Here is a 12,331-nt window from a genome sequence, read left to right as displayed (position 1 = left end):
TGCTTTTTCTAATTTCAGGAAAAAAGAGGCTGTCCGCATAAAACATCCTTAAAATTTCTCTGTTTTCTGCGGCAGCCTCAAATTCGTATTCCTGATTTTATTCACTCAATTCGCCCGAATCGGATAAAGAAGCATTTACTGCATCACTGAGCCACTCTGCTGCTGCCTCCGGCGTTTCTCCCTCTTGAAGGACCTTTGCTATGGCATCCTGCATAGCCTGAGTAATTCCGCCTAAAGTAACTGGAGGAAACGTAACTCCTGTATCTGCCAGAGCCTGGAAATCTTTGCTCCACTTACTGTCCGTAGAAACATCAGAACGTGGAGAGCGATCCGGGAAGCCGGCTTCCTGCCATTCCTTACTGCACATAGCTGTTGCCAGTTCAAATGCAGCGTCTTTATTTTTGCTGTCTGCCAGAATAAATAATGGTTTACATTCCATATAAGTAGCCTGATGCCCGTCTGACGGATATGGGATAGCAGAAACTGCAACATCTTCCATTGTATCCGGATTGGAAGTTTCTCTTTCTGCCAACCAGTTCCCAGTCACATATGTAGATGTAATACCTGTAGCAAAGTTTTCATCGGTTTCTTCCCACCCCCAGTTTTTACAATTCTCATCAATAATTTTTTTATCGACCAAATCTTGATACATCTGGAAAACTTTAGTTGCCTTTTCCATTTCCTCGTCATTATCTTTCCATGTGTTTTTATATTTTCCGTCATCCTGCGCAGAGGCAATTTCCAAGTCATACTGTGCCAGATATACCAATAATTCCTGTGCAGAACGAACTCCTGTGCAAGCCAGTTCTGTCAGATATTTTCCATTCTTTTCGTAATATCCTCCATTTGACAGCAAATCTTCCCATGTCTTGGGAACTTCAATTCCTGCTGCTTTTAAATCTTCTGTATGTGTAAGATATGCTCTTACTGTCATTTCATATGGAATGCCTACAATCTTATCATCAATGGTCATAGCTTTGACAACAGCTTCTGAAAGAGCATCTTTATCTTCCCAGTCATTAAACCGTTCCGTTAAATCTTCCAATATTCCCATATTGTAAAATTCACCGATATACTCTGGCAGCCCCCAGATAAGGTCCGGCACATTTCCGCCTGCTGCTGCAGTCAGAATTTTTTCATGAAGCATATCATAAGTAAAATTTGTTTGATTCACTTTAATTCCGGTTTGCTCCTCAAATTTTTTAATTTGCTCTTCTCCTGCTTTGGCTGTATCTGCCCCATCTGTCCAACAGGTCCACAATTCCACTGTCTGTTCTTTTGCCTCATCCTTGTCCCCGGAACCGCTCTTAGCTCCACTGCCAGAACCACAAGCTGCCATAGAACCTGTCATAGCCAATGTCAGTAATACTGCTATCCATTTTTTCTTCATTTAAATTCCCTCTTTCCCTTTAAATATTTTCCGTACCTTTGTACTGAGGCAAGAATAGCATATCCTTTGTGCAGTTACAACAAATCTATAGCTCATACTTAAAAACACCACAACACTTTATATAAAAAACCACATATTTTAACACCGCCGGGCTTTTTTATACCCCGATGGACTTTCACCAAAATACTCCTTAAACTTTTCTGTAAAACTCCTTACATCACGATATCCCACCGCTTCGGCTAATTCATAAGTCTTCATATCAGATTCCATCAAAAGTCGGACAGCGGCTTTCATTCGTACTTCTGCCAGATAATTTTTAAAATTTTGTCCTGTTTCTTTTTTGAAAAAAGCACTGAAGTAATAGGGATTCATATATGCAATTTCGGCTAATGTTCCAAGACTTAACTCCTCCGCGTAATGTTCCTGTATATAGTTTTTTACCACTCGAATCGTATTATTTTCTATTGTCTTTTCTCCATTCCCACACTTGTCCAAAAACTCTCCCAACTGTTTTCTCACAAATTTTTTCAGTTCTTTATAACTGGACTGATTTCGGATTCTGGCTACCATAGCATCGTATTCTTTCCTGTCTTCTTCTGATACAACCCTGCATTCTTCCAATTCCGAATATAAATCCATAGCCATAGCAATACATCTGTTTTCTGCCGCATATCGATTTCCATAATGCAAATTTTCGATAATCTCTAACACCTCATCCAACTTCTGCGCCCAGTTTTCCTCACAAATTAAAATACTGTTTATCAATTCTTTATATTTATAATTGTAATCCTCAAAAGAATTGTTAAAGTTTCTGTCTATTTCTCCATATCGTATAATTTCTTCTTGATTAAAATAGTGCAGTTCCGAACAGAATTTTGCCGTTTTATACGCAAACTTCAAATCCGTTATATGCTCTACTGTATTCCCAATTCCCGTAATCAGCCGCACCTTATATTCCCGATAAATTTTTTCTCTGATTTCCAAAACCTGCTGTTCCAGCGAATGGCCTCCAAATCTTTCCCTATTCAACAAAATCATATTGCTGCTGTTTGGTTCTCTTTTAATCGCAAATCCATTTTTGTGTGTTCTTAACATTTCTTCTATTTTTTTGAAAATAGAAAAGCGGATTAATTCTGCCATATTCTGGTTTCCCAACTTCTTGTAAAATATAAAAGGTATAGAAAAACAGACACCTGTAAAATCAGTATCTTCCGTGTCAAGCCCCATAGCTTCAAAATGTTCAAACAACTCCTTACATTCCGATTCCGAATTCATCTTCCGAAAAACAGTCTGCATATCGTCCTTCTCTTTCTCCCAGTATTCCATAGGATAATCTGTTTTCAGTGTTTTCTCTGCTTTTAAAACAGCCTGCTCTAATTCCTCTTTTCCTACTGGCTTCAGTAAATATTCTATGGCTTCGTAGCGAATAGCTTTCTGTACATACTCAAATTCCTGATAACCGCTTAAAAATATTACCTTGGTACTCCAATGATTATCCTGAATCTCCTTGATAACATCCAGTCCTGTCATCTTAGGCATGGCTACATCCGAAATTACAATATCCGGTTCAAACTCCCTGATTTTTTCAAGCAACTCTGCACCATTTCCTGCTTCTGCTACAATCTCAGCATTTAATTTTTCCCATTCTATCATTTTCTGCATTCCCTTAATAATAATGGGTTCATCATCTGCCAATATGATTTTAAACATACTCTTTTTCCCTCTCCTGTTCCCCTGCTCTTGTCACAGGCAGTCTGTATTTTACTATGGTTCCTATATTTTCAAAACTGCTGATTTCAATACGATATTCTTCTCCAAATATCAGTTTAATACGCTCATATACATTTTTAATACCAATGCCCGAACTTTCTTCCTCCTGACACTTTTCCGTTTCATCTTCTAAAAGTTTTTGAATATACCTCAATCTCTCTTCTGACATCCCCACACCATTGTCCATAATCGTAAGTTCCAGAAATGCTTCCTGTATTTCTCCCCGTATAGCTACAACTCCATTGCCACCTTCTTTTGGACGAAGACCATATTTTACAGAATTTTCCACAATGGGCTGAAGAACCAGCTGCGGTACTTCTAAATCCAGCAGATTTTCCGGTACATCAATTTCCAAAGTCATCTTGTTTTCATAACGCACCCGAATAATCTTAAAATAATTTCGCACACTATCCAACTCCGCCTGCAAGGTTACTCTGTCTCTGGCATTTCCAATCAGATATTTCAACTGTCCGGACAATCCATCCAACATTTCTGCAGTTTGATCATCATCATTCGTAATCGCTGTCATACGAATAACATCTAATGTATTATACAGATAGTGCGGCCGAATCTGGGTTTTCAACGCTTCTATTTCTGCTTCTCTTTGTTTGATTTCTGCCACATATACTTTGCGAATATGCATCTGAAGTTTTTCTGTCATGCTGTTCAATCCTCTGGACAGAAATCCAATTTCATCATTAGAATTTATCTGCACACGAGTATCCAACTTCCCTTTCTGAATCTGCTCCATTGCTTCTTTCAATGTCCGTATGGGACGATTCATTTTTTTAGAATACAGGTAATATAAAATTCCAAGGAGGACGATTCCAACACCGATAACAGCCAGTGTAATATTCCGAATGCTTCGGTAACTGTTTTCCAAATAAAAAGAGGGAATTTTCTCCAGCACCATCCAACTGCTGCCTGGTATCTGACTATAAATGTAATAGTCTCCTTCTGTTCTTATGTACTGATATTCTTCCGTCATAAGTTCAAGATACTCTCCCAGCTTATCTGTAAATATTTCCTCTTCATAAGGATTATAAGCAAAATTTTTCTGTTCTTTGTCCACCAGATAAATTCTGCTTCCCTCCTCCAGCTTCGTTTCGTGTATCACTCCGTCCAGATAAGAACTGTTAATATTTATATACAAAGTTCCGAGAATCTCTGTATCTGCCGTCTGTACTGTCCTGATATTCATAATATTTCTTGCAACCGAAAAAGTCTGTTTCTTACTTCCTGCATAATAATCCGGCATATGTGATGGCAGTATCTGCATATTTTTAGAATCCGACTGAAAGTTTTCTCTATGCCAAGCCAAAATTTTGTCTGTATCTGCCACCGCTTCCGGGGGGCGCATAACTGTATAAATCCTTCCGTCCGGAAGAATAAAAATAACATCTTCAATGTGCTGATTCATATATAAAATATCCCTCAGCATATCTGTAATCGCCGCTTTTTTCTTGTTTTCGGATAACTCTTCATTCTCTAAAATTTCATACAAATACCCGTAATCTTCTACCTGGTGTGTATACAAATATTTTGTGTTTTCGCTCATTTCACTAAATAAATCTTCCACATTCCGCCCTATAGAACGAGTAGTCCGATACATGTTAGATAGCAAAGTTTCTTTCAATGAATTCAAATACACATTGTAAATAGAAATCCCCATAACAACTAAAGGTACAATCCCTATCAACACCAGTGTCCCAAAAAGTTTTGTGAACAAACTGACATATCTGTCCTGCTTCTTAAATTCTTTCATGGCACTTGTCCCTCTATTTCTTTTTGCCAGCTTTCATCTAAAAGTTTCACTGCGGTCTTTACACTCATAGTATTCGCTGATACCGAATTCAGCACCGTTTCCATATCCGTTCGAAAATTCTCCGGTGTATCTGTATTTCCCAGAAACTCAGTACTTCTTTCGGCATAGCGATAGTCCGTTAAAACGCCCTGCTGTACCATAGGAGCAGCGTAGAGCACAGCATCCTTTGTCACGGGTATGGCATACATGGTCTGCAAAATTTCCCGGTAATGCTCTCTGTCATAGCAAAACCTCAAAAATGTTTCTGCAGCCCCTTTCTTTTTCTTATCCTTCATGCATTCTGCAGACACAGCCCATTTCGCCCCTGTTTTCTCGATAACCACACTTTTCCCTTCGTTATCCGGCATATAAAACCAGCCTAATCTTATCTGCACGGTATCGTTTTTTATTTCTTTTCCCATAGACGTCTTATCCGAATCCACAGCTCTTGGGTATGCTTCCCATATTTTCGCAAGCATAGAAGGATTGCCGTAATACATAGCAACTTCTTGATTTATCATACGACTGATAATTTCATTGTCCCCCATATGAATCGAATCCTCTAGCACATACTCCCCAGTCATCAGATTTTGAAATTCTTCCAGAGCATGCTCCATGTCAGGGTCTGCAAAAGATACTTCTTCCTTCTGCTTTTTCTCCTGCCAACCGGGAGTCCGACTTTCCACCTGAGTCAAGAAAAAGTAATTTATCCATCCGCTCTCCACCGAATTTTCATTTCCTCCTATGGCTAGTGGAGCAACCTGATTTTGTTTCAGAACTTTACACACTTCCAGAAATTCTTTATATGTGTTCGGTACCGAAAGGCCATATTTCTTGAACAGCACTTGATTATACACAATCCCATAAGAGGTACTGTAGAAGGGCAACGCGTAGATTTCTCCCTCTATTCGTACCGGATTTTCTACTAACTTTCCAATACTTTCATCAATCACCCCCAATTTTCCCGCACTTTCAAACATATAAGGATTATCTATTTCAAAAATATCTGGAAATTCCTCTACCGCTTCCTTTGTTTTGAGTTCCTCTGTATAACTTTCCGTAGAAGAATATTCCATCTGCAATGTAATGTCCGGATATGCATTCATAAATTCTTCGCACAATTCCTGGATTGCAGCAATCCAATTCGTGTTTTCTCCTGAATAAAAGAGTGTTAATTCTACATTTTTTTCTTGTTCCTGATCTTCTTTTACCAATTTTCCCCGCTCTGCTTCATTTAAGGAGCAGGATGTAAGCAGCAAAATACTGCTCAACAAAACAGCAGTTATCCTTCTCTTCATATTCTTCTCCCTTTTCTTTTGCACAAAATTCCTGCACCGCTTCGTTTTCATTCAGTATAGCGAATTTCATACTTGTTTTCAAGAAATCTCACTTGTCTGTGACTTTTCCCCTCCCCTCTGCATATGCTGAATAGAGAGTGTTTTAAGTTCTGCATTTCATGAGGTGAATTATGGCTCATAAGGTAATGATTGATGCCGGTCACGGGGGTGCCGATTTTGGCGCCACCTACAACGGCAGACAGGAAAAAGACGATAATCTCCGCCTGGCTCTTGCAGTAGGCGAGATTCTTTCAGAAAATGGAATTGACGTAGAGTACACCCGAACCACGGATGTCTACCAGACCCCCTTTGAAAAAGCTACGCTTGGAAATCAATCAGGGGCTGATTTTTTCATTTCTTTTCACAGGAATTCCAGTCCGGAACCGAATCAATACAGCGGTGTGGAAACCCTTGTTTATGACAAATCCGGTGAAAAACTGGATATGGCAGAAAATATTAACGGAGCCCTGGGAGAATTGGGCTTTCGGGAAATCGGCGTAACAGCCCGCCCCGGCCTGGTGGTACTTCGCCGCACCAAAATGCCTGCTGTGCTCATTGAAACAGGCTTCATCAACACAGACCAGGACAATGCCCTCTTTGACAATCAGTTTGATGAAATTGCCCAGTCCATTGCCTCTGCCATTCTGGGGACTTTAGACGAAGAAACCGTAGAGAACCCTTCCGCCCCGGATTCCATATACTACCGGGTGCAGACCGGAGAATTCAGAAACCGCGCCAATGCTGAAAATATGCTGTATGAGCTTCAGGATAAAGGCTTCCCCGCCTTTCTTCTTTATCAGGACGGTGTCTATAAAGTACAGGTAGGCGCCTTTCGGAATCTTGCCAATGCGGTGAAAATGGAAAACACCCTTCGCCGTGCCGGATACAGCACATGGATTGACGCTTCTCCGGCTTCTTACTGAGCCGGAAAAGCAAAATTGCTGCGCAAATATCCATTGCGGACTTTTGCCCATTCGGATAATGATATAGAATTCTTTTGCATCAACAGGCTATTGATTTTGAAAATCTATCAAAATCAATAGCCTACTGAGGTTTTCTGCCCAGTCAATCCTGCATTGCCCCCATATATTTATGCACAGTTTTCTTCACAGCGCCTGGTCCGGCAAGCATTTCACGGAACATGTTTTCAATCTTTTCTCCCACTCCTGCCTGATAAAGGTTTATAAAAAACATGCGCTCATTGGAGAGAATAGGCTTAAGCTGGTTTGTAAAAGTTTCCGGCCGCCCCACTACGATATCCTTGAACTTTTCCTGAATTTCCTCCCTCATAGGGTCAGGAGCCAGTTCATATTTTTCCCCTTCATCATCTACAGCCAGCATATACCGAAGCCATCCGGCAATTCCCAGAGGAATCGCAGTAAGCCGTGAAGCATTTCCATACTTCTCCACATACGCTTTTATGGTTTCTCCAAAGCGAATCCCCACCATCTGGGATACATCTACAGCCAACCGAAGATTTGTATCGCCCAAGTATTCATTGGGGAACCGTTCCTGAAAAAGTTCATCTGCAAATTCCTTTGGAGAAAGGATTCCAGGATTTGGCACTACAGGAAGTCCTTCATCATAAACTACCATGCGAGCCATTTTCATCATATCCGGGTTCGTATTCAGCATATGAGCAAACAAATCATACCCCTGAACCACACCAAGAGGCCCTGTGGCAGAATGTACCGGATTCAGACATACTGTTACCTTCATACGTTCCGACAGATTTACGGTTTCCCTGTCAGCCATATACACCCCAACCCCCTTTTCCAATGCCGGACGACCATTGGGGAAACTGTCTTCTATCACAAGATACTGGGGTTTTTCAGCATTGACGAAAGGGGCAATATAGGTCTTCTTTCCTGTAATCACCGGCTTCATGTCTTCCACACCCAGCTTTTCCAGATCTTCGGCAATCTGTTCACTGGGCCGCGGTGTGATTTTATCAATCATCGTCCATGGAAAAGCAACCGTTTTTTCATCGCTTACATAAGCAGCAAACCCTTCCTCTACAAATCCAGCTTTCCGCCACGCTTCTGTCATAGTCAACACAGCTTCCCGTAGCTTCTCACCGTTTTTAGAGCAGTTATCCATGGATACCAGCGCCAGAGGATATTTTCCGGCTTTATACCGTTCATAGAGCATAGCTGTTACCACCGCCATGGCACCAACCGCTTTGTCCGGTTTGTTCTGAATGTCCGCTTCTACAAACGGAAACCAGGTTCCATCCGTTTTCTGCAAAGCATATCCTTTTTCCGTAATTGTAAAAGAAACCAACTGCAAAGACTTACTGGTAAAAATCTCCTTCAATCGGTTCCACTGTGCCGGATTCGAGGACTGGGCTTTTACTGCTTCTGCCATTGACCCCAATACCTTATATTCTCTGGTTCCATCCCCATGCAGAATCACACACAACCCCAAATTGTCATATGGTTCGTAAATTTTATCTGCCACATCATAATCAAACATCTCCACACAGGTAATGCCCCGGTCCAGTGCCCCTTCTTCCAGCAAACGGTCTGCAATGCCGCCGATAAATACCCGAAAAATGTTGCCGATTCCAAAATGTACCCATTTCGGTTCCTTTCTTGCCTTTTCCGAAGCCTTTTCCACATCATATCCTGGAAGTAGAATTCCTGCCTGTTCCCATGACTCACGGTTTTTTATTCCATTGATGGTCAATTTCATGTTTGAACCTCCCCAATATCTCTTTATGTGTAACAGAAGAAATCCCTCTCCCGAAAACGCTTCACCGAGAGGGGGATTTCTTCTGCTTGTCCTTACATAGACTCTGCTCTGTCCTGCACATTTTTATTAAAATTAATTACTTCATGGTCATATTCTGAATCCATATAAACAGATTTTATCATAAAGTCTGCCGTTGCCTTATTCACTGCCATAGGGATATCGTACACCTGTGCAATACGCATCAGTGCCTTTACATCCGGGTCATGAGGCTGCGCAGTCAGTGGGTCAGAGAAAAACACAACAAAATCAATGACACCTTCTACTATCTTTGCCCCAATCTGCTGGTCGCCGCCCAGAGGACCGCTGTTGTAGCCTTTAATACACAGTCCCGCTTTATCAGCAATCAATCTTGACGTAGTACCTGTACCGTAAAGATTGTGCTGTTTCAAAATATCATAATTATCTTTGCACCACTGAATCAGCTTTGGCTTTTCGTTATCGTGTGCAATCAGGGCAATATTTTTCTTTTTTCCAATGGTAAATGTTACATATTCGTTCTTCATATTCCAGCCTGCCTTTCCCAATGAAATTTTTTCTTTTATCATATCATTTTCTCCCTGTGACGGCAAGCAGTTTCCAGTCTAATTTTCCTGTTCTCTTCATAATTTTCTTGTCCTAATCCAACGAAACTGCTACAATAGAGTCGAAACAAAGAAAACAAATGACAAAGAAAAGCAGGTACAGAACATCATGTATTACTTTATTATAAATCCTCACTCCCGGTCCGGGCATGGTCTTGAGGTCTGGCAAAAAGCTGACGCCATACTACAGGAAAAGGGTGTGGAATATACAACTTATTTTACAGAATATACCGGACACGCAGACCGGATTGCAGCCCATATTGCAGAACAAAGCTCCGTTGGAGGAACTTCCTGCACCCTGTCCGTAGTCGGTGGAGACGGCACACTGAACGAAGTGATAAACGGACTGGTGAAAAAGGATTTTTCCCATATTACCCTGGGCTATATTCCTACTGGTTCCGGAAATGATTTTGCAAGAGGTCTTGGACTTCCCACCGAAGTTTCTGCCTGTATAGAGGCTATTCTTTCTCCGAAAGCGTGTACTTTGACAGACATTGGAATGGCAGTCTCCAAAGAAACTTCCCGTTATTTTCTTGTAAGCAGCGGCATTGGCTATGACGCAGATATCTGCCGCAAGGTCATGGTTTCTCCGTTAAAAAAAGCCATGAATAAACTGCATTTGGGAAAATTGACCTATGTGCTTATCGCTCTGAAACTTCTGATTCAATACCGTCCCTGTCCTGTTTCCATGCGTCTGGACAGAGACAAAGTCCTGCACTTTTCCCGTTTTTTCTTCATTGCAGGCATGAATACGAAATATGAGGGCGGCGGCGTAAAATTCTGTCCCGACGCTCAATTCAACGACAGAAAACTGGACATCTGTCTTGCCGGAGAACTTGGAAAATGCAAAATTCTGGCCTTGTTTCCCACCGCTTTTTTCGGCAAACACACCTGGTTTTCCGGCGTGAAAACCTACCGCTGCGACAGTCTGGAAATTCACAGCCGTGTTCCTCTTCCTGTCCACTGTGACGGAGAATCTATGGGAGAAACAGACCGCCTGCTGCTGCGTGTTTCCGGTAAACAGATACCTGTGCTTCTTCGCTAAACAAGGAGGGATACCTATGAAAATACTGTTACTTACTGTGTGTATTGCAGTTTTCCTTTTCTGCCTTTATTTTTACTGTATCATGCCCCGCTTTTCCAGGAAAAAAGAGGCTAAAAAATTTCTCCACTACCTGTTTGCACACCGAGGACTATTTACCCCTGACCAGTCCATTCCTGAAAATTCCATGGCCGCTTTTACCCATGCCATCCGGCATGGGTATGGTATCGAACTGGATATTCAACTGACAAAAGATAAGCAGGTAGTTGTGTTTCATGACCATACGCTGACCCGGATGTGCGGCATTGACCTTCCCGTCTGTGAGATGACCTACGAAGAACTGCAGAAATTTTCTCTCCTGCATACGGAAGAAAAAATTCCCCTTTTTGAGGATGTTTTAAAGCTGGTAAAAGGAAAAGTTCCCCTTCTGATAGAGATAAAACTGTCGACTATACGCACGGAAACCTGTGTGCTTGCAGACCGTCTTCTGCGGCAGTACAATGGAGATTACTGCATTGAGTCCTTCAATCCTCTGGCTCTCGGTTGGTACAAAAAACACCGAAAAGATGTCATCCGGGGACAGCTTTCAGCCAACCTGACCCGGCCGGTAGCCGAAGGCGGTTATATTCTCTGCTTCCTGGTAAAATATCTGCTTTTAAACTTTATCGGAAGACCGGATTTCATCGCCTATTGCTACAAAGATACCCAGAATGTCAGCTTCTTACTGAACAAATGTCTCTGGCATACGCCTACTTTTGCCTGGACAGTCCGCTCGGAACAAGTACTGAAAACTTCTGTGAAAAAGTTTGATTCTGTCATTTTCGACAGTTTTGTACCAACAAATGAATATAGTGTGTAATATTTATAAAACAACTATAAACTGCATTGTTATCGGATTTCCTCTGTGCTATAATGAGATTCATAAAAAGACGGTATTCTGAATACTGTGTGAGAGGTGTGAAACTTTGAAATTCCTGAAAAAATATCAACATACCTGGATAATTCCCATCTATGGAATTTTGTACATGCTGGCTTTCCAATATGTGGAGCAGCGCAAAGTACCGGTTACAATTATTCATATGAAGATAGATGACTATATCCCCTTCTGTGAATATTTCGTGGTTCCTTATTTTTTATGGTTCGGCTATATTGCATTGACGGTTTTTTATTTTGCTTTCATGAATCAAAATAAAAAAGAATACTGGCAGCTGATTCTTACACTGGGAATTGGTATGACACTTTTTATCGTAATTTCCATCCTATTTCCCAATGGACAGGATTTACGCCCCAACCTGACAGGCGACAGTATTTTTATTCAGATGGTACAGCACTTATATCGGCTGGATACGCCTACTAATATTCTGCCAAGTATTCATGTATTTAACACCGTAGCCTGCTGCGTAGCTATTTTCCGTCATTCGGAATTCCACAGTCATAAGGTTCTTCTGGCGGGAACGGGTATTCTGAGTGTTCTGATTATTCTTGCAACCGTATTTTTGAAACAGCATACCGTGTTGGATGTAGTTGCTGCATTTGCATTATATCTCTGCTGTTTTCAGCTTATCTATAAACCTAAAACCGTACAGGCTGAACAGCCTGCACGAGCATAAAAATTGAGCCTGGAAAGGTTTAAACTTCCTTTCCGGGCTCAAT

The 12,331-nt window shown here is 41.3% G+C and carries 10 protein-coding genes; 4 read left to right on the top strand and 6 right to left on the bottom strand.

Going from position 1 to position 12,331, the window contains the following annotated elements; all coding sequences use genetic code 11:
* Positions 1-97: 97 nt before the first annotated feature.
* The 4 genes from WBS51_RS13265 to WBS51_RS13250 form a co-directional block, all read right to left on the bottom strand.
* A complete protein-coding gene (locus WBS51_RS13265; RefSeq protein WP_294462086.1) occupies positions 98-1,390 on the bottom strand; it encodes an ABC transporter substrate-binding protein in 1,293 nt (430 codons plus the stop codon).
* A 138-nt stretch (positions 1,391-1,528) separates the two neighbouring features.
* Positions 1,529-3,100, bottom strand: coding sequence for a response regulator transcription factor (locus WBS51_RS13260; RefSeq protein ID WP_294462081.1), 1,572 nt, complete (start codon positions 3,098-3,100; stop codon positions 1,529-1,531).
* Positions 3,093-4,925, bottom strand: a complete 1,833-nt coding sequence (locus tag WBS51_RS13255) for a sensor histidine kinase (RefSeq protein WP_173749934.1) — start codon at positions 4,923-4,925, stop codon at positions 3,093-3,095. The genes WBS51_RS13260 and WBS51_RS13255 overlap by 8 nt, the downstream gene beginning before the upstream one ends.
* Positions 4,922-6,262: an ABC transporter substrate-binding protein gene (locus WBS51_RS13250; protein ID WP_173749935.1), complete on the bottom strand. Its 1,341-nt coding sequence runs from the start codon at positions 6,260-6,262 to the stop codon at positions 4,922-4,924. The genes WBS51_RS13255 and WBS51_RS13250 overlap by 4 nt, the downstream gene beginning before the upstream one ends.
* 170 nt (positions 6,263-6,432) lie before the next feature.
* On the opposite strand from WBS51_RS13250, the gene WBS51_RS13245 reads away from it, so the two are divergent.
* Positions 6,433-7,224, top strand: coding sequence for an N-acetylmuramoyl-L-alanine amidase (locus tag WBS51_RS13245; RefSeq protein ID WP_173749936.1), 792 nt, complete (start codon positions 6,433-6,435; stop codon positions 7,222-7,224).
* Positions 7,225-7,366: 142 nt separating this feature from the next.
* On the opposite strand, the gene WBS51_RS13240 is transcribed toward WBS51_RS13245, so the two are convergent.
* Positions 7,367-8,995 carry a mannitol dehydrogenase family protein gene (locus WBS51_RS13240; RefSeq protein WP_173749937.1) on the bottom strand — a complete coding sequence of 543 codons (1,629 nt, stop codon included), beginning with the start codon at positions 8,993-8,995 and terminating at the stop codon, positions 7,367-7,369.
* A 92-nt stretch (positions 8,996-9,087) separates the two neighbouring features.
* Positions 9,088-9,558: a methylglyoxal synthase gene (locus WBS51_RS13235; protein ID WP_173749958.1), complete on the bottom strand. Its 471-nt coding sequence runs from the start codon at positions 9,556-9,558 to the stop codon at positions 9,088-9,090.
* Positions 9,559-9,745: 187 nt separating this feature from the next.
* Here WBS51_RS13235 and WBS51_RS13230 point away from each other — a divergent pair, with 187 nt between their 5' ends.
* The 3 genes from WBS51_RS13230 to WBS51_RS13220 all read left to right on the top strand — a co-directional run bounded on the left by WBS51_RS13230 (position 9,746) and on the right by WBS51_RS13220 (position 12,288).
* Positions 9,746-10,681: a diacylglycerol/lipid kinase family protein gene (locus tag WBS51_RS13230; protein WP_173749938.1), complete on the top strand. Its 936-nt coding sequence runs from the start codon at positions 9,746-9,748 to the stop codon at positions 10,679-10,681.
* Between the two features lie 16 nt (positions 10,682-10,697).
* On the top strand, positions 10,698-11,537 hold the full coding sequence (locus WBS51_RS13225; protein ID WP_294462070.1) for a glycerophosphodiester phosphodiesterase family protein: 840 nt from the start codon (positions 10,698-10,700) through the stop codon (positions 11,535-11,537).
* 106 nt (positions 11,538-11,643) lie between these two features.
* Positions 11,644-12,288, top strand: a complete 645-nt coding sequence (locus WBS51_RS13220) for a phosphatase PAP2 family protein (protein ID WP_226853700.1) — start codon at positions 11,644-11,646, stop codon at positions 12,286-12,288.
* Positions 12,289-12,331: the final 43 nt, after the last annotated feature.

Source organism: Blautia acetica (assembly GCF_038739805.1).
In the GTDB taxonomy this organism is placed as follows: Bacteria; Bacillota; Clostridia; order Lachnospirales; family Lachnospiraceae; genus Blautia.
The sequence above is the reverse complement of the archived record's forward strand: the minus strand, read 5'-3'. Positions and strand labels throughout refer to the sequence as shown.

What these genes read in the sequence shown, in the direction of transcription:
- WBS51_RS13265 (WP_294462086.1), bottom strand. Translation starts at nt 1,390, where the DNA reads ATGAAGAAAAAATGGATAGCAGTATTACTGACATTGGCTATGACAGGT.
- WBS51_RS13260 (WP_294462081.1), bottom strand. Translation starts at nt 3,100, where the DNA reads ATGTTTAAAATCATATTGGCAGATGATGAACCCATTATTATTAAGGGA.
- WBS51_RS13255 (WP_173749934.1), bottom strand. Translation starts at nt 4,925, where the DNA reads ATGAAAGAATTTAAGAAGCAGGACAGATATGTCAGTTTGTTCACAAAA.
- WBS51_RS13250 (WP_173749935.1), bottom strand. Translation starts at nt 6,262, where the DNA reads ATGAAGAGAAGGATAACTGCTGTTTTGTTGAGCAGTATTTTGCTGCTT.
- WBS51_RS13245 (WP_173749936.1), top strand. Translation starts at nt 6,433, where the DNA reads ATGGCTCATAAGGTAATGATTGATGCCGGTCACGGGGGTGCCGATTTT.
- WBS51_RS13240 (WP_173749937.1), bottom strand. Translation starts at nt 8,995, where the DNA reads ATGAAATTGACCATCAATGGAATAAAAAACCGTGAGTCATGGGAACAG.
- WBS51_RS13235 (WP_173749958.1), bottom strand. Translation starts at nt 9,558, where the DNA reads ATGAAGAACGAATATGTAACATTTACCATTGGAAAAAAGAAAAATATT.
- WBS51_RS13230 (WP_173749938.1), top strand. Translation starts at nt 9,746, where the DNA reads ATGTATTACTTTATTATAAATCCTCACTCCCGGTCCGGGCATGGTCTT.
- WBS51_RS13225 (WP_294462070.1), top strand. Translation starts at nt 10,698, where the DNA reads ATGAAAATACTGTTACTTACTGTGTGTATTGCAGTTTTCCTTTTCTGC.